This window comes from Ensifer sp. MJa1 (genome assembly GCF_037026475.1).
GTDB lineage: Bacteria > Pseudomonadota > Alphaproteobacteria > Rhizobiales > Rhizobiaceae > Ensifer.
The window spans coordinates 92,667-114,328 of record NZ_JAKUMO010000004.1 but is presented as its reverse complement, the minus strand read 5'-3'; the positions used below and the strand labels follow the sequence as shown (position 1 = coordinate 114,328).

The 21,662-nt window shown below is 61.9% G+C and carries 27 protein-coding genes and 1 tRNA gene; 18 read left to right on the top strand and 10 right to left on the bottom strand.

Features of this window, described 5'->3' with window-relative positions:
- Positions 1 to 20: 20 nt before the first annotated feature.
- Complete coding sequence (locus MKZ91_RS07555) at positions 21 to 1,061, bottom strand: Fe(3+) ABC transporter substrate-binding protein (RefSeq protein ID WP_336169636.1); 1,041 nt, start codon at positions 1,059 to 1,061, stop codon at positions 21 to 23.
- 193 nt (positions 1,062 to 1,254) lie between these two features.
- Between MKZ91_RS07555 and rirA the strand changes: the two genes are divergently transcribed.
- Positions 1,255 to 1,719, top strand: a complete 465-nt coding sequence (rirA, locus tag MKZ91_RS07550; protein WP_336169635.1) for an iron-responsive transcriptional regulator RirA — start codon at positions 1,255 to 1,257, stop codon at positions 1,717 to 1,719.
- 41 nt (positions 1,720 to 1,760) lie between these two features.
- Here the strand turns inward: rirA and MKZ91_RS07545 are convergent, their stop codons facing one another.
- Together MKZ91_RS07545 and MKZ91_RS07540 are read right to left on the bottom strand one after the other, a co-directional pair.
- Positions 1,761 to 2,150, bottom strand: coding sequence for a response regulator (locus MKZ91_RS07545; RefSeq protein ID WP_336169633.1), 390 nt, complete (start codon positions 2,148 to 2,150; stop codon positions 1,761 to 1,763).
- Positions 2,151 to 2,226: 76 nt separating this feature from the next.
- Complete coding sequence (locus MKZ91_RS07540; RefSeq protein ID WP_336169632.1) at positions 2,227 to 2,940, bottom strand: helix-turn-helix transcriptional regulator; 714 nt, start codon at positions 2,938 to 2,940, stop codon at positions 2,227 to 2,229.
- 660 nt (positions 2,941 to 3,600) lie between these two features.
- On the opposite strand from MKZ91_RS07540, the gene MKZ91_RS07535 reads away from it, so the two are divergent.
- The 8 genes from MKZ91_RS07535 (at position 3,601) to MKZ91_RS07500 (ending at position 11,164) form a co-directional block, all read left to right on the top strand.
- Positions 3,601 to 5,196, top strand: coding sequence for an ABC transporter substrate-binding protein (locus MKZ91_RS07535; protein ID WP_336169630.1), 1,596 nt, complete (start codon positions 3,601 to 3,603; stop codon positions 5,194 to 5,196).
- 201 nt (positions 5,197 to 5,397) lie between these two features.
- Entirely contained in the window at positions 5,398 to 6,402 is a 1,005-nt protein-coding gene (locus tag MKZ91_RS07530; RefSeq protein ID WP_336169627.1) for an ABC transporter permease subunit, read from the top strand.
- Between the two features lie 10 nt (positions 6,403 to 6,412).
- Positions 6,413 to 7,321 (top strand): ABC transporter permease subunit, encoded by a 909-nt coding sequence (locus tag MKZ91_RS07525; RefSeq protein WP_336169625.1) that lies wholly within the window; start codon positions 6,413 to 6,415, stop codon positions 7,319 to 7,321.
- A 2-nt stretch (positions 7,322 to 7,323) separates the two neighbouring features.
- Entirely contained in the window at positions 7,324 to 8,166 is an 843-nt protein-coding gene (locus MKZ91_RS07520; protein WP_336169624.1) for an ABC transporter ATP-binding protein, read from the top strand.
- A complete protein-coding gene (locus MKZ91_RS07515; RefSeq protein ID WP_336169622.1) occupies positions 8,163 to 8,990 on the top strand; it encodes an ABC transporter ATP-binding protein in 828 nt (275 codons plus the stop codon). Before MKZ91_RS07520 ends, MKZ91_RS07515 begins: the two co-directional genes overlap by 4 nt.
- Before the next feature lie 175 nt (positions 8,991 to 9,165).
- Positions 9,166 to 9,513: a RidA family protein gene (locus tag MKZ91_RS07510; RefSeq protein ID WP_060516475.1), complete on the top strand. Its 348-nt coding sequence runs from the start codon at positions 9,166 to 9,168 to the stop codon at positions 9,511 to 9,513.
- 209 nt (positions 9,514 to 9,722) lie between these two features.
- The gene (locus MKZ91_RS07505; protein WP_336169618.1) at positions 9,723 to 9,887 is read left to right on the top strand and encodes a hypothetical protein; all 165 of its coding nucleotides are present in this window, start codon (positions 9,723 to 9,725) and stop codon (positions 9,885 to 9,887) included.
- 146 nt (positions 9,888 to 10,033) lie between these two features.
- A complete protein-coding gene (locus MKZ91_RS07500; protein WP_442892218.1) occupies positions 10,034 to 11,164 on the top strand; it encodes an AI-2E family transporter in 1,131 nt (376 codons plus the stop codon).
- 20 nt (positions 11,165 to 11,184) lie between these two features.
- Here the strand turns inward: MKZ91_RS07500 and MKZ91_RS07495 are convergent, their stop codons facing one another.
- A complete protein-coding gene (locus MKZ91_RS07495; protein ID WP_336169613.1) occupies positions 11,185 to 11,982 on the bottom strand; it encodes a response regulator in 798 nt (265 codons plus the stop codon).
- On the opposite strand from MKZ91_RS07495, the gene MKZ91_RS07490 reads away from it, so the two are divergent.
- Complete coding sequence (locus tag MKZ91_RS07490; RefSeq protein WP_336169611.1) at positions 11,955 to 12,347, top strand: NepR family anti-sigma factor; 393 nt, start codon at positions 11,955 to 11,957, stop codon at positions 12,345 to 12,347. The two genes, MKZ91_RS07495 and MKZ91_RS07490, sit on opposite strands and share 28 nt — an antisense overlap.
- Positions 12,348 to 12,402: 55 nt before the next feature.
- Here MKZ91_RS07490 and MKZ91_RS07485 read toward each other — a convergent pair whose 3' ends face one another.
- Positions 12,403 to 12,651: a glycine zipper domain-containing protein gene (locus MKZ91_RS07485; protein WP_336169610.1), complete on the bottom strand. Its 249-nt coding sequence runs from the start codon at positions 12,649 to 12,651 to the stop codon at positions 12,403 to 12,405.
- Between the two features lie 534 nt (positions 12,652 to 13,185).
- Here MKZ91_RS07485 and MKZ91_RS07480 point away from each other — a divergent pair.
- Entirely contained in the window at positions 13,186 to 13,509 is a 324-nt protein-coding gene (locus tag MKZ91_RS07480) for a hypothetical protein (RefSeq protein ID WP_336169607.1), read from the top strand.
- Between the two features lie 78 nt (positions 13,510 to 13,587).
- A complete protein-coding gene (locus MKZ91_RS07475) occupies positions 13,588 to 13,785 on the top strand; it encodes a CsbD family protein (protein ID WP_336169605.1) in 198 nt (65 codons plus the stop codon).
- Between the two features lie 105 nt (positions 13,786 to 13,890).
- Here the strand turns inward: MKZ91_RS07475 and MKZ91_RS07470 are convergent, their stop codons facing one another.
- Positions 13,891 to 14,079: a hypothetical protein gene (locus tag MKZ91_RS07470; RefSeq protein ID WP_336169603.1), complete on the bottom strand. Its 189-nt coding sequence runs from the start codon at positions 14,077 to 14,079 to the stop codon at positions 13,891 to 13,893.
- Between the two features lie 232 nt (positions 14,080 to 14,311).
- Between MKZ91_RS07470 and MKZ91_RS07465 the strand changes: the two genes are divergently transcribed.
- The 3 genes from MKZ91_RS07465 to MKZ91_RS07455 all read left to right on the top strand — a co-directional run bounded on the left by MKZ91_RS07465 (position 14,312) and on the right by MKZ91_RS07455 (position 16,461).
- Positions 14,312 to 14,476, top strand: coding sequence for a DUF1328 domain-containing protein (locus MKZ91_RS07465; protein WP_034800864.1), 165 nt, complete (start codon positions 14,312 to 14,314; stop codon positions 14,474 to 14,476).
- A 170-nt stretch (positions 14,477 to 14,646) separates the two neighbouring features.
- Positions 14,647 to 15,150, top strand: a complete 504-nt coding sequence (locus MKZ91_RS07460) for a TIGR00645 family protein (RefSeq protein ID WP_336169599.1) — start codon at positions 14,647 to 14,649, stop codon at positions 15,148 to 15,150.
- Positions 15,151 to 15,207: 57 nt separating this feature from the next.
- Complete coding sequence (locus MKZ91_RS07455; protein WP_336169597.1) at positions 15,208 to 16,461, top strand: NAD(P)/FAD-dependent oxidoreductase; 1,254 nt, start codon at positions 15,208 to 15,210, stop codon at positions 16,459 to 16,461.
- Positions 16,462 to 16,540: 79 nt separating this feature from the next.
- On the opposite strand, the gene MKZ91_RS07450 is transcribed toward MKZ91_RS07455, so the two are convergent.
- Positions 16,541 to 17,149: an SDR family NAD(P)-dependent oxidoreductase gene (locus tag MKZ91_RS07450; RefSeq protein WP_336169595.1), complete on the bottom strand. Its 609-nt coding sequence runs from the start codon at positions 17,147 to 17,149 to the stop codon at positions 16,541 to 16,543.
- Between MKZ91_RS07450 and MKZ91_RS07445 the strand changes: the two genes are divergently transcribed.
- Positions 17,116 to 17,391 (top strand): hypothetical protein, encoded by a 276-nt coding sequence (locus MKZ91_RS07445; RefSeq protein ID WP_336169593.1) that lies wholly within the window; start codon positions 17,116 to 17,118, stop codon positions 17,389 to 17,391. The genes MKZ91_RS07450 and MKZ91_RS07445 overlap by 34 nt on opposite strands.
- A 140-nt stretch (positions 17,392 to 17,531) precedes the next feature.
- Here MKZ91_RS07445 and MKZ91_RS07440 read toward each other — a convergent pair whose 3' ends face one another.
- Positions 17,532 to 18,005, bottom strand: a complete 474-nt coding sequence (locus MKZ91_RS07440) for a hypothetical protein (protein ID WP_336169591.1) — start codon at positions 18,003 to 18,005, stop codon at positions 17,532 to 17,534.
- Between the two features lie 256 nt (positions 18,006 to 18,261).
- On the opposite strand from MKZ91_RS07440, the gene MKZ91_RS07435 reads away from it, so the two are divergent.
- Positions 18,262 to 19,401, top strand: a complete 1,140-nt coding sequence (locus MKZ91_RS07435; protein WP_336169590.1) for a fumarylacetoacetate hydrolase family protein — start codon at positions 18,262 to 18,264, stop codon at positions 19,399 to 19,401.
- 47 nt (positions 19,402 to 19,448) lie between these two features.
- Here the strand turns inward: MKZ91_RS07435 and MKZ91_RS07430 are convergent, their stop codons facing one another.
- Complete coding sequence (locus tag MKZ91_RS07430; RefSeq protein WP_336169589.1) at positions 19,449 to 19,697, bottom strand: hypothetical protein; 249 nt, start codon at positions 19,695 to 19,697, stop codon at positions 19,449 to 19,451.
- A 200-nt stretch (positions 19,698 to 19,897) separates the two neighbouring features.
- Here MKZ91_RS07430 and ggt point away from each other — a divergent pair, with 200 nt between their 5' ends.
- The gene (gene ggt / locus MKZ91_RS07425; RefSeq protein ID WP_336169587.1) at positions 19,898 to 21,502 is read left to right on the top strand and encodes a gamma-glutamyltransferase; all 1,605 of its coding nucleotides are present in this window, start codon (positions 19,898 to 19,900) and stop codon (positions 21,500 to 21,502) included.
- A gap of 77 nt (positions 21,503 to 21,579) precedes the next feature.
- On the opposite strand, the gene MKZ91_RS07420 is transcribed toward ggt, so the two are convergent.
- Positions 21,580 to 21,653: transfer RNA gene (locus tag MKZ91_RS07420), tRNA-Gln, on the bottom strand.
- Between the last annotated feature and the right edge of the window lie 9 nt (positions 21,654 to 21,662).

The following is a 21,662-nucleotide window of genomic DNA, read 5'->3' as shown; positions in this document are numbered from 1 at the left end:
CCTTGCATGCAATCTTGCGATCAGTCCTGCGGGCCGTCGTTGTAGCCGACCTTGTCGACGAGCTCGGAGGCCTTCTTGCGGTTCGCCGCGATGTCGGCGAGCGGCAGTTCATCCGGCTTGATCGTGCCGAAGGACTTCACGACGTCAGAGGGTTCTGCGCCCGGCAGAACCGGGTACTCGAACACCTGCTCGGCATAGATCTTCTGGGCTTCGCCTTCCGACAGGAATTCCATCAGCTTGAGCGCGTTTTCCTTGTTCGGGGAGTTCTTGGCAAGCGCCATGCCCGAGATGTTGACGTGCGTGCCGCGGTCCTTGGCGTTGGGGAACAGCACCTTGATGGCGGCGGCCCATTCCTTCTGCTCCGGCTCCTTCTCGTTGGTCAGCATCAGACCGACATAGTAGGTGTTGCCGAGCGCCAGGTCGCATTCGCCGGCAAGGATCGCCTTGGCCTGGTCGCGGTCGCCGCCATCAGGCTTCTTGGCGAGATTGTTCTTGAGACCGGTCAGCCACTTCTCGGCCTCGGCTTCGCCGTGGTGGGCGACCATCGAGGCGAACAGGCCGATGTTGTAGGAGTGCTGGCCATCACGGGTGCAGATTTTGCCCTTCCACTTGGGATCGGCGAGCTCTTCGTAGGTGATGTCGTTCTCAGTGACGCGGTCCTTGGACGCGTAGACGACGCGGCCGCGCGTGGTGAGCCCGAACCAGTTGCCGTCAGGGTCGCGGAAATGCGCCGGGATGTCCTTGTTGATCGTCTCGTTGACAACAGGCTGTGTGACGCCTGCGTCCTTGGCTTCGGTCAGGCGGCTGATGTCGACGGTCAGGATAACGTCGGCCGGTGAGTTGGCGCCCTCGGCCTGGATCCGCTCCACCAGACCCTTGTCGAGGAAGAGCACATTGGTGGTGATGCCCGTGTCCTTGGTGAAGGCATCGAGCAGCGGCTTGATCAGGTCGGGCTGCCGGTAAGAGTAGATATTGACCTCGCCATCGGCCCAGGCGGCGGTCGTGGCAAAGAAGCTTGCCGTCAGGGACAGAACGCCCATTGCTGCTCTTGAAACGGACATCGATTCCTCCATTTTCTTGTTTGAGCTAAGTTAACAAAATTGCTCATCTTTCTTGACCCCAGCGCCCAAAACAGTCAATCGGGAAACGGTTAACACTCAAGAAGATGTGATTTTTCGAGCTTTTTGGAATTGTTCCAAACTACGATCCGTCCTATATGATGAGTACGTGAACCTCTCGATGCCGGAGTGAATGATGCGTCTGACGAAGCAAACGAACTACGCGGTTCGCATGTTGATGTACTGCGCTGCTAACGGTGAAAAGCTCAGCCGCATCCCTGAGATTGCCAAGGCTTATGGCGTTTCCGAGTTGTTTCTTTTCAAGATCTTGCAGCCCCTGACCAGGGCAGGCCTGGTCGAGACCGTCCGCGGCCGTAACGGTGGCGTACGTCTGCCGAAGCCTGCGTCTGCGATCACGTTGTTCGACGTCGTCAAGGTGACGGAAGACAGTTTCGCGATGGCGGAATGTTTTGAGGCCGGCGAGATCGAATGCCCGCTCGTCGATAGCTGCGGCCTCAATTCGGCGCTGCGCAAGGCGCTCAATGCCTTCTTCGAGGTGCTGCAGGGCTACACCATCGACGACCTCGTGAAGGCTCGCCCGCAGATCAACTTCCTGCTGGGCCTCGAAGAGACCAAGCGCCCGCAGACCACGGCTGCCTGACCGCCCAAGAAATAGGCCGATAGGATGGCCTGCCGCCGCGTTCACGCGGGCGGCAGATACTCCCGCAAAATGAAATCGATCGCAGTTGGGTCGATCTCGGCCTTGTCGATGCGGAAATCGGCGCCGTATTCCTCCAACTTCTGAAAATAGGGGTCGGCAAGCGATGCCGAAATCACCCCGACCGGTCCGATGTAGCCGTGGCGCCGCAGCGCAGGCACCGTCTCGCGGAAATCGGCCTGTGGCTGAAGGCGGTTGTCCATCAGGATCATTGATACCGGCTCGCCGGAGCGCAAATGCGCGAGCGCGCTTTCCATCGTCTGGCAATAATGCAGTTCGATCTCGATGCTCGTCACCTTGCGGATCAGCGAGCGCAGGATCAGGTTCTCCGCCGGATCGTCGTCAACAAGCAGGATGTGAGCTTTTCGCGTCATGACCGATACCCTTGCCGTTTGCGGGCGTCCTGTTCGTTGGGCGTGGCGATGGTAAAACGCCGCCACGCATCGGCTGTCACTGGATGATCTGTTCGCGGATCGCCTTCGCCACCATCTGGGTGCGATTGACGACGTCGAGCTTCTTCAAAATCGTTGCCGTGTGCGAATTGACGGTATGCTCCGACACCGAAACGATAAGGGCGATTTCGCTCGCGGTCTTGCCGTGCGAGATCCATTTGAGGATTTCCGTCTCGCGTGGCGTCAGCCCCATTCCGGCCTTGTTGGCAAGAGCGACGCGATAGAAGTAGTCGAAGGCCGAGACCGCGTCATAGGCGAGTTCAAAGTGCTCGGCGCGGCCGATATCATCGCCGTCGCCGAGGAAGAGCACAGCGTAGCGTGCACCGGTCGATGCTGCGTGTACCGGCACGCTGACGAGCAATTCGAAGCCGAGCTGAACGAGCAAGTTCTTGCCGGCATCGCATCCGGTGTCATCGTCTCGCCAGACCGAGGAAATCGCCGAGCGGTGCAGCGTTTTGTAAAACAGGGAGTCGCCGAAGCGATGCCGCTTGTCATACTCCTCGGCAAGACCCGACGGCAGATCATGCAGCACTAGTCGAGTGGACAGCATGCAGGCGTCGTTTTCGTTGCCGAGCTGCAGGATGCCGAAATGGCTGAAGCCGAACCTGAGGGCCATGGTGTGAAAAATGCGGAAGAAATCGACGCGGTTCAGCGCTTTCTCAAGTTCGACACTTAGGTCGTACCGCCTGTGATTTTCAAGCAAAGCCGCCACGAGTTGGCTATCCCCTTGTCGTCGCGCGGCAGTCTATCTGCACTGCTCTGGCGATCAACCGGCAAGGGCCGAAACCGGAATTGCAAACTGCGGACGTCATGACCGTTCCCCGGCGGGTCGGCCGAAAAGCGATGCGTAGCAAGAGGCGGCTGTCTGTCCCTCCCAAGGACGGTCTGGCACGTCGAATGTCTCCCCCGAGATTTGTATACAGTTTATTGCATAATCCCGGTGGTGATTTCTACCGTACTATCTTTGGGATTGACGGAAATCAGGAATGCGCGAATCGCGTCCCCGTGCGGTGGATGATCGCGCGGTGTTGGAAGCTGCGTCACTATTCCATCGGCCGGCCCGTGGCGTTACAATGCAGGCCGTCGCCCGTGGGCTGTGCTATCGTCGAAAAACAGGTCCGCGACAGACCTTCAGAGCAGCCGGGAGCTTGGGTTCGAAGGCGCCGTGCGGGGCTGATTCCTCAGCCGATTCTAAAACAGTGGACAGATTTCCCGGCTCTACCTGCGGACGAATTTTTCGCATAGACAAATTTCTGCGGCGACTTATTGCATTGCGACGCCAAATGTCGTTCCATCCGGCCTTGACCGGGGGGCAACGGCATTCCGCGTCAGGAAAACACGAGAACAAAAACAAATCTGGGAAGCAAAGCTCATGAAAAAGCTCACTACTCTCTTTGCAGCGACGGCGCTTGCCACGCTGATGGCCGGCTCTGCCTGGTCGAAGACGTTCGTCTATTGCTCGGAAGGTTCGCCAGAGGGTTTTGACCCGGGCCTGTACACCGCCGGCACGACCTTCGACGCGGCTGCGCACACGGTCTACAACCGCCTGCTCGAGTTCAAGAAGGGCACGACCGAAGTCGAGCCGGGCCTTGCTGAGAGCTGGACGATTTCCGACGACGGCCTCGTCTACACCTTCAAGCTGCGTCCGGGCGTCAAGTTCCAGACGACCGAGTTCTTCACGCCGACCCGCGAGCTCACCGCAGACGACGTGGTGTTCTCCTACGAGCGCCAGCTGAAGGCTGACAACCCCTGGAACAAGTACATCGCCGGCACGTCGTGGGAATATGCAGCCGGCATGGGCTTCCCGGAAGTCATCAAGTCGGTCGAAAAGGTTGACGACCTGACGGTCAAGTTCACCCTGACGCGCAAGGAAGCTCCGTTCCTCGCCAACATCGCGATGCCGTTCGCTTCGATCCTGTCGAAGGAATACGCCGACAAGCTGCAGGCCGATGGCAAGATGGAACAGATGAACCAGATGCCGCTCGGCACCGGTCCGTTCGCTTTCGTCGCCTACCAGCAGGACGCTGTCATCCGCTACAAGGCAAACCCGGACTATTGGGGTGGCAAGCAGAAGATCGACGACCTCGTATTCGCGATCACTTCCGACGCTTCGGTCCGTTATCAGAAGCTGCAGGCCGGCGAATGCCACCTGATGCCGTTCCCGAACGCTGCCGACGTTGCAAAGATGAAGGCTGATCCGAACCTCAAGGTCATGGAACAGGCCGGCCTCAACGTCTCCTACCTCGCCTACAACACGACCCAGGCTCCGTTCGACAAGCCGGAAGTCCGTAAGGCGCTGAACAAGGCGATCAACAAGCAGGCAATCGTCGACGCCGTCTTCCAGGGCGCTGCCCAGCCGGCTGTCAACCCGATCCCGCCGACGATGTGGTCCTACAACGACAAGCTCGAAGACGACACCTACGAGCCGGAAGTCGCCAAGAAGATGCTTGAAGACGCAGGCGTCAAGGACCTGTCGATGAAGCTCTGGGCGATGCCGGTATCGCGTCCGTACATGCTGAACGCCCGCCGTGCAGCTGAACTGATGCAGTCGGACTTCGCCAAGATCGGCGTCAAGGTCGAGATCGTCTCCTACGAGTGGGCCGAATACCTCGACAAGTCCAAGGCCAAGGACCGTGACGGTGCCGTCATCCTCGGCTGGACCGGCGACAACGGCGACCCGGACAACTTCCTCGACACGCTGCTCGGCTGCAACGCTGTTGGCGGTAACAACCGTGCACAGTGGTGCAACCAGGAATTCGACGCCCTCGTGAAGAAGGCGAAGGAGACCTCTGACGTGGCCGAGCGCACCAAGCTCTACGAAGAAGCCCAGGCTGTCTTCAAGCGCGAAGCGCCGTGGGCCACCATCGACCACTCGCTCTCGGTCGTGCCGATGCGCAAGAATGTCGAAGGCTTCGTTCAGAGCCCGCTCGGTGATTTTGCCTTCGACGGCGTGGACATTACCGAGTAATTTAGTTAACAGAACCTTGAGGGGGCGTTTGCCAAGGGCAAGCGCCCCTCTTTGCATCCACTATAGCGACGCGCGCCTCAACCGGCGCAAAAGGTCGCTGTGGCATTTCGACTTGCTGCATGCTTCTCCGAAAAGTGTGAAGGCATGCAGTGGTGCCAGCGGCGGGATACAATGCCGCGGCAACATGGCGCGGGGTTTAACATGTTCCGATTTCTCTTGGGGCGATTGGCTGTCCTGATTCCGACATTCATCGGGGTCTCCATCATCGCCTTCTCCTTCATTCGCCTGCTTCCGGGCGATCCGGTTGCGCTGCTTTCGGGCGAGCGCGTGATGTCGCCGGAGCGACACGCCGAAATTTCACATGCGCTCGGTTTCGACCGGCCGATCGTGGTCCAGTACCTCGATTATCTCTGGGGCGTGCTCCACGGCGACTTCGGCACCTCGATCGTGACCAAAAAGCCGGTCATCGACCAGTTCTTCGAACTGTTCCCGGCGACCGTGGAGCTTTCGCTCTGCGCGATCCTGTTTGCCGTCATCCTCGGCATTCCGGCTGGCGTGATCGCTGCGATCAAGCGCGGCTCGGCCGTCGACCAGGCGATGATGGGAACCGCCCTTGTCGGCTTCTCCATGCCGATCTTCTGGTGGGGCCTGCTGCTGATCATGCTTGTGTCCGGCATGCTGCAGTGGACGCCAGTTTCTGGCCGCATCTCGCTGATGTACTTCTTCCCGCCGGTCACCGGTTTCATGCTTGTTGACTCGCTGCTGTCGGGTCAGGCCGGTGCGTTCAAGTCGGCGGTCAGCCACCTGATCCTGCCGACGATCGTGCTTGGGACCATTCCGCTTGCGGTCATCGCGCGCCAGACGCGCTCGGCGATGCTCGAGGTTCTCTCCGAAGACTACGTGCGCACGGCGCGCGCCAAGGGCCTTTCGACCTTCCGTGTCGTCGGCGTCCATGCGCTGCGCAATGCGATGATCCCGGTGGTCACGACGATCGGCCTGCAGGTGGGCGTGATGCTCGCCGGCGCGATCCTCACCGAAACGATCTTCTCCTGGCCGGGCATCGGCAAGTGGATGGTGGATTCGGTATCGCGTCGCGACTACGCCGTCATCCAGGGAGGCCTACTCGTCATCGCTGCGGTGATCATGCTGGTCAACCTGATCGTCGACCTGCTCTACGGTCTCATCAATCCGCGCATCCGGCACTAAGGAGGGCGTCATGTCTCAAGCTGCTGCAACAAGCGCCGTTTCGACCGATCCGTCCCGCCGGGCGCGTCTGGCCGAGTTCTGGTATTATTTCTCCGAGAACCGCGGCGCCGTCATCGGCCTCGTGTTCTTCCTGTTCCTCGTTCTGCTCGCGGTCTTCGCGCCGTGGATCGCCCCGCACGACCCGGTGGCGCAGTACCGTGACGCGGTTCTGGTTCCGCCGGTCTGGCAGGAGGGTGGCCGCGCCGGCTTCCTGCTCGGTACCGACGCCGTCGGACGCGACATGCTGTCCCGCCTGATCTACGGCACCCGCTTCTCGCTGTTCGTCGGCGTCATCGTGACGACCCTGTCGCTCGTCGGTGGCATCGCGCTCGGCGTCATCGCCGGCTACTTCCGTGGCTGGGTCGACACCGTCATCATGCGCGTGATGGACATCATCCTTGCCTTCCCGTCGCTGCTGCTCGCCCTCGTGCTGGTCGCGGTTCTCGGCCCGGGCCTGGTCAACGCCATGATCGCGATCGCGCTCGTCTTCCAGCCGCACTTCGTGCGCCTGACGCGCGCTGCCGTCATGAGCGAAAAGACCCGTGACTATGTCGTCGCCGCCAAGGTTGCCGGTGCCGGCCACGGTCGCCTGATGTTCAAGACGATCCTGCCGAACTGCATGGCGCCGCTGATCGTCCAGGCAACGCTGTCCTTCTCGAGTGCGATCCTTGACGCTGCGGCCCTCGGCTTCCTCGGCATGGGCGCCCAGCCGCCGACACCGGAATGGGGCACGATGCTCGCCGAAGCGCGCGAGTTCATCAGCAGCCACTGGTGGGTGGTGACGCTGCCGGGCATCGCGATCCTGATCACGGTGCTGGCGATCAACCTGATGGGTGACGGCCTGCGCGATGCGCTCGACCCCAAGCTGAAGAGGTCCTGATCATGGCGCTTCTCGAAATCGAAAACCTGGTCGTCGAGTTCCAGACGGCCTCCGGCCCCTTCCGCGCCGTCAACGGCGTATCGATGAAGGTACACGAAGGCGAAGTTCTCGCGATCGTCGGCGAAAGCGGCTCGGGCAAGTCCGTGTCGATGCTGGCGGCCATGGGGCTTTTGCCCTGGACCGCGAAGGTCACGGCTGACAAGCTCTCCTACAATGGTCGCGACCTGCTCGGCATGTCGGCGAGCGAACGGCGCAAGATCGTCGGCAAGGACATTGCCATGATCTTCCAGGAGCCGATCGCCAGCCTCAATCCGTGCTTCACCGTCGGCTTCCAGATCGAGGAAGTGCTGCGCGTCCACCTGGGCCTCGACAAGGCCGCGCGCCGCAAGCGCGCGATCGAACTGTTCACCGCGGTTGGTATCCCCGATCCGGCCGAGCGGCTCAATCACTTCCCGCACCAGATGTCGGGCGGCCAGTGCCAGCGCGTGATGATCGCGATCGCGATCGCCTGCAATCCGAAGCTGCTGATCGCCGACGAGCCGACCACCGCGCTCGACGTGACGATCCAGAAGCAGATCCTCGATCTGTTGATGAAGCTTCAGGCCGAGCACAAGATGGGCCTGATCATGATCACCCACAACATGGGCGTGGTTGCCGAAACTGCGGACCGGGTGGTCGTGCAGTACAAGGGCCGCAAGATGGAAGAGGCCGACGTGCTGACGCTCTTTGAAAACCCGAAGAGCAACTACACGCGTGCGCTTCTGGCGGCGCTTCCCGACAACGCAACCGGCGATCGTCTGCCGACGATCTCCGAACTCTTCGTCGATGAAGGAGCGGCCCAATGAGCGTGATCCTCGAAGCGCGCAATCTGGTGCGCGACTACCATATCCCGGGCGGCCTTCTGAAGAAGGCAAAGACGGTTCATGCTCTCAAGGGCGTGAGCTTTTCCGTCGAGCAGGGCAAGACGCTGGCGATTGTCGGTGAAAGCGGCTGCGGCAAGTCGACACTTGGCCGTATTCTCACCCTGATCGACCCGGCGACCTCGGGCGAGCTTCTGATCGAAGGCAAGAAGATCGACATCGCCAAGGGCGACATGACGCCCGAGATGCGCCGCAAGGTCCAGATCGTCTTCCAGAACCCCTATGGTTCGCTCAACCCGCGCCAGAAGATCGGCGATATCCTGATGGAGCCGCTGGTCATCAACACCGACACGCCGGCTGACGAACGTCGCGACCGGGCGATGACGATGCTGAAGAAGGTCGGTCTGACCGAGCTGCACTTCAACCGCTATCCGCACATGTTCTCGGGCGGCCAGCGCCAGCGTATCGCGATTGCGCGCGCGCTGATGCTCAACCCGAAGCTTCTGGTGCTGGACGAGCCGGTCTCGGCGCTCGACCTTTCGGTCCAGGCACAGGTCTTGAACCTGCTTGCCGACCTGCAGGACGAGCTGAAGCTCACCTACGTCTTCATCAGCCACGACCTTTCGGTCGTGCGCTACATCGCTGACGACGTCATGGTGATGTACTTCGGTGAAGCCGTCGAATATGGCAGCCGCGACGAGGTCTTCGCCGATCCGAAGCACAGCTATACCAAGACGCTGTTTGCCGCGACGCCACGGGCTGACGTCGCCAGCATCAAGGCGCGGCTTGCCAAGAAGCAGGCGGCCTGATCCGTCACTGGTCGATCGCGCATGAAACAGGAAGCCGGGACATTGTTCCCGGCTTCTTTGACTTGAGGGCATGATGGTGTAGAGGTGTCGCGCCGCCTTCAACTCTCGCCTTTCGGCGGCGGGCAGCCGCTTTTCGGCCGGACCCACCGTTCGGCCCAACCTCAGGAACACGTCCATGGAAATCAAGCGTTTCGAAACCGGCCCCCGTATGAGCCAGGCCGTCGTCTACAACAACACCGTTTACCTCGCCGGCCAGGTCGGCAACGCCGGTGACGATGTCGTAACGCAGACGAAGCAGGCGCTTGCCGAAGTCGACCGTCTTCTGGCGCTCGCCGGCACCGACAAGACCCGCATCCTCTCGGCCACCATCTGGCTTGCCGACATGGCCGACTTCCCGAAGATGAACTCGGTCTGGGACGCCTGGGCTCCTCAGGGCCATACCCCGGCCCGCGCCACCGGCGAAGCCAAGCTCGCAACGCCGGAATACCTCGTTGAAGTGATCGTCGTCGCCGCCGCCGCTTAAGGCTGCGCCGCCGCGTCGCATCCCTTGGGATGGACGCCGTCTCAGCGGGATTTCCGCTTCTTCTTTCACGCCGCCGGGCCTCGTGTCCGGCGGCGTTTTTTGTTGTGCTCTTGGGGGTGGTGGCAGGGAACCAACCGACCGGCTTGGGCGTTATTAAATCGGTCCAAGAAACAGGCCCGAACGGGCCAAGACGATCGGGAGGACTGTCGATGCTTTACTGGCTGCCACGGGTCTGCGCGCTGCTTGTCGCCGCTATCCTGATCGGTTTTGGCCCGCATACCGCGGCGGGCGTCGCCCACACCTTGCTTGTCATCATTCTGGGGCTCGGGCTGCTGTCCCTGACGCTCCACGTCTTTCCGCCTGAACGACATTGATCGTGCGGGATCCAGGTTCTGATCCACGTGACGTGCCGCAATCCGAAGCGCGGCAGGCGTCGGCAAATACCGATGTTCTGCACGCAAGGCAGGATACTGTTCGTGCGCCTGTGGCTGAGAGAAGGCGCGGCATGATCGTGGAAAAGCTGCGCCGGGTCGGTGCCGCCCGCGAACGCGAGCGCGCAAGGCGCGTTGTCGAAGAGGAGGCGGCCGTCGCCACGGCAGCGCCATCGTCCGCCGCGCGGCGTGACGGCATCGACCTGATGGTTGCCTGGAGCATCATTGGCCTCTTCGTCATTGCCGGCTGCGCAGCGATCTACGCCATGGAGACGATTCTTCTGCCCATTACGCTCGCGATCGTGGTCGGGATCGTCCTCGGGCGCACGGCCGACGCGCTTGCGCGTTTCGGCTTGCCGCCGATCCTTGGAGGGCTGCTCCTGGCGATGATCTTCGTGATCGGCCTGTCCTGGCTGGTCAACGCGCTGCTCGGGCCCTTGACCGTGATTGTTTCCGAAGCGCCAAAGCTTGCCGAAGGTGTGGTGGCGCGTGTCATGCCCTTTATCGAACGGTTCGAGTGGTTGCGGCTGGCTGTCGCCCGCGGCGTGGGCAACGACGCGATCGCCGACACCGTGATGAAGAACGCGGGCCCCATGCTCGCCGCCACGGCGGCCGGACTGACGCCGGCACTGGTGCAGACCTTGGTTTTTCTGGCGGCACTTGGTCTGTTTCTGCTCGGGCGGCTGCAACTGCGCAAGGCCGTCATTCTGGCCTTCGCCAGCCGGGAGCGTCGCCTCAGCGCCATCCGCATCATGAACGGCATCGAAGATGCGCTCGCGCGCTACTTCTCGATCGCCAGCCTGATCTATCTGGCGCTTGGAACCCTGACGATGACGATCGCCTTTGTCGGAGGGCTGGCGATGGCCCCGCTATGGGGCCTGTTCGCGTTCGTCTCAAGCTTCATTCCCTATCTCGGCGTGACGGTCATGACGCTGAGCCTGCTGGCGGCTGGCCTGATGACGCATGAGGTCCTGTGGCTGGCATTGATGCCGGCTACCGCTTTCTTCGTCGTCCATCTCGTCATGGAAAACCTCGTCATTCCGGCGATCCTTGGCAGCGAGCTCGAGGTGAACCCGTTCCTGGTCTTCATCGCGATCGTCTTTTGGACCTGGATGTGGGGAGCGGTCGGCGCAATGCTTGCGCTGCCGCTGTCCCTCATCGTTCTGGCGATTGTCGAAGAGATCCGCGAGCAGCCGCCGGAGCGCCAGTTGCCCGGTTGAACGATACCATCAGAAAAGGCTTAGCGTCGTGCCGAGCGGGCGTGCTCGTCAAAGAACAGCGCCTGGCTGATCAGCGCCTTGACCATGTCCGGATTGAACGGCTTGGTCACCAGGAAGGCCGGCTCCGGGCGCTTGCCGGTCAACAGCCGCTCCGGAAAGGCGGTAATGAAGATCACCGGCACAGTTGCCTGGGTCAGGATCTCGTTGACGGCGTCGATGCCGGAACTGCCGTCGGCAAGCTGGATGTCGGCGAGCACCATCTTCGGGGACGTCTTCTGGTAGAGCTCCAGCGCCTCCTTGTGGGTGCGGGCGATGCCGGTAACCCTATGGCCAAGGCTTGTCACCATGTCCTCGATATCGAGCGCGATCAGCGGCTCGTCTTCAATGATCAGGACGTCGGTTGCGACCTGGCGCGAAATATCCTCCGAGGCCACCGTGAGCAGCTTCGAAAACTCGCCTTGGCTGAAGCCCATGATCTCGGCTGCGTCGGCAATCGAGAACCCTTCGACCGAGACAAGCAGGAAGGCCTGGCGCGCCGCAGGTGCAATCAGCGAAAGATTGGCGGCTGCCTGTTGCTCCCAGGCAAACGGCGATGCGCTTTCCGTCCGGTCGATGGCAATCTTCTCAAACAGCGAGCAGAACAGCTTGTAGATGCTGATTCGGTCGTTCGAAGCGTCCGGGAATAGGCTGATATCCTCGATCAGCGCTTCAAGAACGGCGGCCACGTAACCGTCGCCTGCGGCCTGCGAACCGGTAACGGCGCGGGCATAGCGGCGCAGGAAGGGAAGGTGTGGCGCAATCCGGGTCGAAAGTGACATCAACGACTTTCCTTAAGGGCTATGCGATTCGCGAATTTTCTGAGGATAGGGAACATCCGGCGGAAGAGGTGAATGTTTTGAACACGTTTTTCCGCCTATGGGAAGCTGTGAACAACAGGCGGCGGTGGTTGCAAGGGATGGGCGTTCCGGTTGGAGACGACAAGGCGGCGGCAGCCGCATCGGAAGAGGTTGCCGGCGTATCGGGCCGCAACGAATTGGTCGGCGCCAGGCTGAAGGCGCTCTATCAGGCCGTGGAGAACGAGCCCGTTCCTGCTCTCTTCATCGAACTGTTGGGAAAACTGGAGGCGGCCGAAGCGCTTATCTCAGGCTCCGGCAAGGATACCGCTTCATCTCGCCGTCGCTAGCTCATGCGAGCAGGAGAAACGGGCCGCAGCCCGTTTCTCCGATCGATTTGCCTGATCAGCAGGCCGCTTCGTACCGGCGACCATAGCGGTCGCGATAGATGCAGCGACCAGGCTCGTTGGCATTGCCGATCAACGCGCCGGCCACGCCGCCGATGGCAGCACCAACCGCAGCACCTCGAACGTCGTTCGTCGCCGCGCCGCCGATGATGGCGCCACCGGTTGCGCCGATGGCCGCACCCTTCTCAGTTTGCGTGCAGGCAGCGAGGGGCAAGATCAGGCTTGCAGCGATAAGTATCTTCTTCATGACGCGTTCCTATTCGAGGGTTGCTCTGTTGAAACTAGAATCGAGTTTCTGAAATCGATTTGCCGGGACTGATGACGAACAGATTGACGACAATGAGGCATCTGTCTCACCCGGTGCCGCGTCATTGGTGCCAGCCTTCTTTCATCTTGGCCGGCTCTGACGTGCTCGCAATGGGCGTATCCCCTGTGATGTATGTTTGCCTCCCCAGCATCTCCTCCGTCTCTCAGCCGCAGTCGCAGCACTTGTTATCGTTGCGAAAACGACCATTGCGGCGGTTTTGTTCCATTTGAGCGGTCTGGCCGCCTCTCCGAAACGAAAGGCCGGTGTGCAGGCGACGGGTCGTCAGCCCGCTTCGAGCTTGGCAGTTCAGGTTCGGTGGGTGAGCGATGGGCACCGCCTGGATAGGCACCTAGCGGACCGCGCCACAAACGCGCAGCGCGGGCAAAGGTTCCTGGAATTATTTGTAGCCGGCGGAGGGAACAGGAGGGCGTGCATCGCCGTTTGTCATCGAGTTCTGACGCGAGGAGCATGCGAATGGAACATATCGCTGCCATCATGGTCCTGGTCGGCTGCATGCAGACCACCGATGCGTGCCGCGAAGTGCCGGCACCAACCGTCGCATTTGAAACGGTGGAAGAATGCCGCGAGCTGCTTTCGCCGGCGATCGATGCCACCTCGAAGGTCTTCAAGCGGGCCTATGGCACGTGCGCTGAAGTCGACCCGGCCCTCTTTGTTGAGGACGCAACCGTCGAGTGGCGGGTGACGCCGGCCGGCCGGCTTAAGGTCAGGCTGCAGATCGATGACGGTAGTTACGCCATCGCAGCGCGCGACGTCAGCGCGACCAAGATCCGCAATTGAGCTTACCGGCGTCGCCGCACGGCGACGCCACAACCAGCAGGCCAGCCGACAGGCAGGAGCAAGTGAAAGGCAAGAGGAATGAACTGGGATATCGTTGAAGGCACATGGCATGAACTGAAGGGCAAGGTGCAGGCACAATGGGGCAAACTCACCAATGACGACCTCGACATCATCAATGGTCGCAAGGAAGAGTTGTCCGGGCGCATCCAGGCCCGCTATGGCATCGCCCAGGACGAAGCGGAACGGCAGATCGACGACTGGATGTCCCGGCGCTGACGGCGCCACCAGCGACACGTCGACCAAGCCGCCCGGCCAGAAGCCGCGGCGGCTTTCATATGCGTTCCCGTAAATGGCTCTGCTAAAGCCATGCAGTTCAGGGAATTACTTCTTGGACGGCGTCTCGCGCTTGCGCAATTCTTCGAGAAGATCATCGATCTTCTCGTTCTGCCCTTCTTTACTGGCGAAGTAGAGATCCCGCATCGTCTTGCCGATATGAAGATTGCGGTGGGAAAGTCCGGCTTTTCCGCGAGCCGCCTCAAGCGCTGTTTTCCAGATGTGAGCTGTCGGCATCGTCATTTCTACCCTGCGTATTCCATGGGTGAACAACGTCAGAGTATCAGTAAGGTTCCGGGCGAAACTGGTACAACGCGTCTTGAATCGGGACTCTTTTGTCTATGTTGGTTAACAAGAGTATAATTCAATTCAGATTTCAGCTTTGTTGAAGCTGTAATTTGTTGGCGCATCGGAACAAAAGGATAGTTTCGGCGTTTTTCGGTCAGTGATGCAGGTTAGGAGAACTGCTATGTTATATTATGCGCTTGTCTTTCTTGTCGTGGCGATCATTGCCGGTGTACTTGGTTTCGGTGGCATCGCCGGCACGTCCGCGGGTATCGCGCAGATCCTTTTCTTCCTGTTCCTCGTCTTCCTGGTGATTTCTCTCGTCGCCGGACTGGTGCGGAGAGGCTAGCTGGATCTTCGGCGAACGTGCGTGACTGGCAACGTGCGTGACTGGCCAAGGGCGACGGGATGACCGTCGCCCTTCCTGTATATGTCTGCCGGATGCTGTTGCTTGCCCTTGCCGGCGCGCTTGGCTATTGATGCCGAAACTGCAGATTTGGCCCCGGGGATTGTAACATCATGAAATCGCTGGAACTCATCGTCGAGCGGATCATCCTGTCCAGCCGCTGGCTCCTGGTCATCTTTTATCTTGGCCTTGTCGCGGCGCTGGCGCTCTACGGCGTCTCCTTCATCTACAAGTTCCTGAAGATCGCCAGCATGGTGTTCGTCTATGATGATGCCCAGATGATCCTGTCGATGCTCGGTCTGATCGACGCGGCGCTGGTTGCGAGCCTCATCGTCATGGTGATGATTTCCGGTTACGAGAATTTCGTCAGCCGCTTCGACGAGGCCGACGCCGAGGTATCGTTCCTCGGCAAGCTCGATGCCGGCAGCCTCAAGATCAAGGTCGCCTCTTCGATCGTGGCGATCTCGTCGATCCACCTGCTGCAGATCTTCCTGAACACGCAGCAATACACGAGCGAGCAGTTGATGTGGGCGACGATCATGCATCTTGCCTTCGTCGTCTCGGCCGTGCTGCTCGGCTACCTCGAGCAGATCATGAATGCGCTGAAGAAGAAATGATGTTAGCGCCGCGGCTCGAACTGGCCGCGGCTCGTTTTGGCTGGGGATCTTCCGCAAATGAAGACTGACGTAGTCGTTCTCGGCGCCGGCATTGTCGGCATCTCAACCGCCATTCATCTGGCCCGGCGCGGCAAGGCGGTGCTTCTGCTCGACCGCCGCGGGCCCGGCGAGGAAACCTCCTACGGCAATGCCGGCCTGATCCAGCGCGAGGGCGTCTTTCCCTATGGCTTCCCGCACGACTTCGGTGCGCTCTTCCGTTACGCGCTGAACAACACCATCGACGCCCATTACCACATCCGCGCCTTGCCGGGCCTGGTGCCGTTCCTGGCGCGTTACTGGTGGCATTCCGGGTTTACCCAGCACCAGCGCATCGCCCATCTTTACGCGCCGCTGATCGAGCATTCGATCAGCGAGCATCAGGATCTGATCGCGGCATCCGGTGCCGGCGATCTCATCCGCAAGGACGGCTGGATGAAGGTGTTTCGCACCGAGAAGGAGCGAGATGCCGCCTACAAGGAGGCCGAAAAACTCTCGGCCGGCTTCGGCGTCAACCATCAGAAGCTGTCGACGAGCGACTTGAAGACGATGGAGCCTTCGATCAAGGCAGATCTCGTCGGCGGCCTGCGCTGGAGTGATCCCTGGTCGATCCGCGATCCGCACAGTCTCAACAAGGCTTATCTTTCCTATTTCCAGTCGCTCGGCGGACGGCTCGTCTCCGGCGATGCGGCGACGACCGAGCATGTGCTCGAAGGTCCCGGCTGGCGCGTCGCCACCCCGGAAGGGCCACTTGAGACCCGCGAGGTCGTGGTGGCGCTCGGCCCCTGGGCCGATACGGTCACGCGCAAGCTCGGCTATCACTTTCCCCTGGCGGTCAAGCGCGGCTACCACATGCACTATGGCGTGCAGGACGGCGCTCAGCTCAACAACTGGGTGCTCGATGCCGAGAAGGGCTATTTCCTCGCACCGATGCTGCGTGGCATCCGGCTGACGACCGGCGCCGAATTCGCCTGGCGCGATGCGCCGAAGACCCCGGTGCAGCTTACCCGCGCCGAGCGGGTGGCGCGGGAATTCTTCCCGCTCGCCGAACGCCGCGACGAGGAGCCGTGGATGGGCGCTCGCCCCTGCACCCCGGACATGATGCCGCTGATCGGCAAGGCGCCGCGCCACGAGGGCCTGTGGTTTGCCTTCGGGCATGCCCATCACGGCATGACGCTCGGACCCGTGACTGGCCGGGCGCTTGCCGAGGCCATGACCGGTGAAAAGACGGTCATCGACCTCGCGCCCTATCGCCCGGCGCGGTTCCTCGCCTAAGGCGGCCCTGTCAAACTGAAATGACACTGAAAGAACCGGCAGCCTTGCTCCCGGTTCCCTTGGTTTGGCCGAGCAGAACTCAGGCGTTGGTGCCGCCATCGATGGTGAACTCGGCGCCGGTGACGCTGCGGCTGTCGGGGCCGGCAAGCCAGGCGACGAGACCCGCCACGTCGCTCGTCTCGTTGAAACGGGGGATGGCCATCAGGCCGCGCTGTGGGCCGGCATGGTCGCCGTCGGCCGGGTTCATGTCGGTATCGGTCGAGCCGGGGTGAACGATGTTGACGGTGATGCCTTTCGGACCCAGGTCGCGCGCCACCGCCTTGGTAAAGCCGATAAGCGCACTCTTGCTCAGCACATAGAGGCTCATGCCGGGCGAGGGCACGCGGCCGGCGAGATTGCTGCCGATCGAAATGACGCGACCGCCCTCCGGCATGTGAGCCGCTGCAACACGCGTCGCGAAAAACACTGCCTTCACATTGACGTCGATCGTCCGGTCGAAATCATCGCTCGATACCTCCGTCACCGTACCGGCGTCGAAAACGCCGGCATTGTTGACGAGGATGTCGATGCGGCCGTGGGTCTCGGCAACCGTCTTGACCGCCGCTTCGACCGCGCTGGGGTCGCGGCTGCATGGTCGTGCTCTCGGCGCCGCAGATGGCAGGCGGGGATGCGGAGGTCTGCGATGCACTCAAGATCCGTCGCCTCGACAAGCAGGCGGCGCTGGAGCGACGCCTGGAACGCGCCGTGCGGGAGGGCGACTTGCCGGCCGGCACGGATTGCGCAGCAGTTGCCGCCTACGTCGCCTCGCTTCAGCACGGAATGTCGATCGAGGCACGCGACGGTGCCACGCGGGAGACCTTGCTGGCGATCGCACAGTGTGCCGTTGCCGGTTGGGACGCGATGATTGCCGCCAGCGTCAAGCCGGGCTGACGACGCGCTTCAATCGGTATTGAGCGTAAAGGGATGGGAGCGGGCTGCTCCCTCGAAACCGAAGCGATGGTGCCTGCGCGATGACGCCTGTCCGGCCGGAGAAGAGATCTCCGGCCGTGATCGTTCCAGTCTTGCCACCTTTACTGTGCAGGCTGCGTCATGCTGGGCGTCGTGCCCGGAGTAGACCCTTGCGTGGAACCAGTAGACCCTTGCGTGGAACCCTGTGTTTCAGGCGTTGCCGTACCCTGCTGCGGTGTTGCCTCGGGTGCCGGCTGGGTGGTCGTGCCGCCGGAAGGTGCCGTGCTCGTATCGGCTGGCGGGGTTGCCTGACCCGTCGTGCCCTGGTCGGTCGTAGATTGCCCGGTTGCCGGTTGATCGGTGGTCGCCGGTGGGGTGGTGGTTTCAGCCGCGTCGCGGCTGAGTTCCGCTGGCAGCCAGGCGATCAGCGCCAGCACCAGGCCAGCGAGCAGGATGATGATGATGGGCCAGTTGCTGCGCCCAGAACGGGCTGGCGGCGTATCACTTGCATGCGGCGTGAGCGGCTGACTGGGGAGCGGCTGCCCGGTGACCGGATCGATCACCGGCTTTTCCTTGAACTCTTCGTGCTGGTTCATAACACATCCTTTCTACGCATCTTGCGAGCCTCGGCCAGCCGCATCCATTCCTTCCCGAGCGGCCGCAGGCGCCGGATTTCGCGCATCGCATATTCAGCGGCGCGAGCGCCCCTTGAAGGCACATGGCCGAGGTTAAACGCGTGAAAATTTGCAATGTTCCGTCCGCTACAACCCATGGGACGTTCGCGCGCCGCTGTCGGCTTTACAGCCCCCGCTTCCGCTGCAAGAAATAGACCGGAGCAGGAGGAGGGGCGGTATGACGGATCCAGCGTTTCGCAATGGCACCTTTGTCGGTCGCGCCTGGCGGCCCGATGTCGGCGGGCCGTCGCTTGTCGCGCTGCGCGACGGCGCGACCTACGACATCACCTCGAAGGTGGCACCGACCATGCGCGACCTTCTGGAACTCGCCGATCCGGTTGCCTACGTGCGGTCCGCATCCGGACACCGTCTCGGGTCGCTTGAGGACTGTCTCGGGGCTGCGAACGATCCCTCTGGTCTCCACCTCCTGGCGCCTGCCGATCTGCAGGCGATCAAGGCCTGTGGTGTCACCTTCGCGCGCTCGATGATCGAGCGGGTCATCGAGGAGCGGGCGGCCGGCGATGCGTCGCGCGCCGAGGCGATACGCCGTCGCGTCACCGCCGTCATCGGCGACAGCCTCAGAAACCTGAAGCCCGGATCGCCGGAGGCGGCCCGCGTCAAGGCGGCGCTCATCGAGGAGGGTATATGGTCGCAGTATCTGGAGGTTGGTATCGGCCCGGATGCTGAGGTCTTTACCAAGGCGTCGGTGCTCTCGTCGGTCGGTCCAGGTGCCGACGTCGGGTTGCATCCGGCCTCGCACTGGAACAATCCGGAACCCGAGATCGTGCTCGCGGTCTCATCTTCAGGACAGGTGCGGGGGGCGACGCTCGGCAACGACGTCAATCTGCGCGATATCGAGGGGCGCTCGGCGCTGCTGCTCGGCAAGGCCAAGGATAACAACGCCTCCTGCGCCATCGGTCCCTTCATCCGCCTCTTCGACGAGACCTATACGATCGACGATGTTCGCAGGGCAGAGCTCACGCTGCTTGTCGAGGGCACTGATGGCTACCGGCTCACCGGCCGAAGCTCGATGGCGGAGATCAGCCGCGATCCGCTTGACCTTGTGGCCCAGACGATCGGCCCGCACCACCAATACCCTGACGGGCTGATGCTGTTCATGGGCACGCTCTTTGCCCCGGTGGAGGACCGTGACCAGCCTGGCCAGGGCTTCACCCACAAGCTCGGGGATGTGGTGACGATCGCCAATGCCGAACTGGGCCGGCTGACCAACACCGTGCGGCTCTCGACGGAATGCGCCCCTTGGAGCTTCGGCGCCGCTGCGTTGATGCGCAATCTCGCCGGGCGTGGGCTGCTTTAGACTAGCCTCTCTTCGCTGCCGGTGCCCGGCGTTTTCGCCGCTGCCACCTATGTCATCTTCCGCATCACCCACAGGGCCCGGCCGGCATGGGCAATGTCAGGCACGGACTGGAGGCGGGCGTCCTCCTTCAACCGTTCTGCCTCGCGCACATCCAGAAGCAGGATCTCGTGATCGGTTTCGTTGGCGTTCGGCGTAATCCACCAGCGCTGATCCTCGCAGCAAAGGCCGGCATCCGGATTTTCCTGGATATATTCGATGGCATATTCCGCGTCCGTCATTGTGCCGGGAACCAACATGGGCCGTCCTCCACCTGATCGCTTGGAAACCGGAGGGGAGTATGCGCCTCTTGCTGCGTTTTGGGGACCCCGTGAAATGCCACCCGTCTTGCTAGACCTGCCGCCGGTTCTCGGCGCTGCAGACGAGCCTTTCCAATCGGTTGGCGGGCGCATAGGCTTCCGGGTCTGATGTCGTCCCTGTTCCGCGGAGTTCCTGACCCATGCGTGACCTGCATTTGCCCGGCCGTTCCGTCGTCATGGGCCGACATGGCGCGGCCGCCACCTCGCATGGCCTTGCCAGTCTTGCCGCCATCGAGATCCTGCGCCGCGGCGGCAACGCCGCCGATGCCGCAATCGCCGCCTGCGCCGTGCAATGCGTCGTCGAGCCGGGCTCGACCGGCATCGGCGGCGACAACTTCGTTCTCTTTGCTCCGGCCGGGACCAACATTGCCAGGGGCGCTAAGGTCTATGGCCTGAACGGCTCGGGCCGCGCGCCCGCGGAACTTACGGTCGAACATCTGAAAAAGCAGGGGCTGGCGGAGATTCCGCTGACATCGGTCCATGCCGTCACCGTTCCCGGCGCCGTCGACGCTTGGAACAAGCTGAATGCGCGCTTCGGCTCCATGCCTCTCGGCGACTTGTTGCAACCGGCCATCCGCCATGCAGAGGAGGGGTTTGCGGTGACCGAACGCGTTGCGACCGACTGGGCGCGCAACGAAGACAAGCTCAGGGCGGACGCCAACTCTGCGCGCCTGTGGCTGAGGGATGGCCGCGCCCCGAGGGCCGGCGAGGTCTTTCGCCAGCCTGAACATGCGAAAGTATTGCGCGAGATCGCTGCCAGGGGCCGTGATGGCTTCTATTCGGGCTGGGTTGCCGAGGACATGGTCGGTTATTTGCGCAGTCTCGGCGGCGTGCACACGCTCGAGGATTTCGCCACGCAGGAGGCCTTTTGGGTCGAACCGATTTCGACGAGATATCGTGGCATTGAGCTTCTGGAAATCCCGCCAAGCGGTGTCGGCATCACCACCTTGCTGATGCTCAATATCCTGAGCGGCTTCGACTTGAGCCGGTACGATCCGGTTGGTGTCGAGCGTTTCCACATAGAAGCGGAGGCCACGCGGCTGGCCTTTCAGGTGCGCGATCAGTATGTCGCCGATCCCGAATTTGCCGCCGTGCCGGTGGAAAAGCTGCTTTCGGCCGCCTTTGCCGACGAGCTGCGCGACCGAATCGACCTGAAGAAGGCCATGCCGGTGCTCGGCCCCGCCGGCGCCACCACCTATCGCGACACGGTCTACATCAGCGTCGTCGACGAGAAGGGCAATGCCTGCTCCTTCATCAACTCGCTGTTCTGGTCCTATGGCACCGGCCTCAGCAGCCCGAAGACCGGCGTCCTGCTGCAGAACCGCGGCGTCGGCTTCCGCCTCGATCCGGCACACCCAAACTGCGTCGGCCCGCGGAAACGGCCGCTGCACACGATCATCCCGGCGATGGCGATGAAGGACGGCATGCCCTGGCTATCCTTCGGCGTGATGGGCGGCGGCTTCCAGCCGGTCGGCCAGAGCCACGTGCTGACCAACATCGTCGACTTCGGCATGAATGTGCAGGAGGCGATCGACTGTGCCCGCGGCTTCCACCAGATGGGCTGCTTCGAGGCCGAGCGCGGCATTTGCGAGAACGTGCTGAAGGGCCTGTCGTCGCTCGGCCACGAGATCAAGATGGCCGAGATGCCGCATGGCGGCGGCCAGGCGATCCTGATCGACGCGGAAAACGGCGTGCTGCAAGCGGGCTCGGACCCGCGCAAGGACGGTTGCGCGCTGGCTTTCTAGCGTTTGCGGAAGCGCTCACGCGACGCGGACCGGTGTCGCCTGCGACGATGAAGTACGTTTATTATCTGCGAGAAGATTGGCTGGGGAACCTGGATTCGAACCAGGACTAACGGAGTCAGAGTCCGCTGGTCTACCGTTAACCTATTCCCCAAGGTCGCTT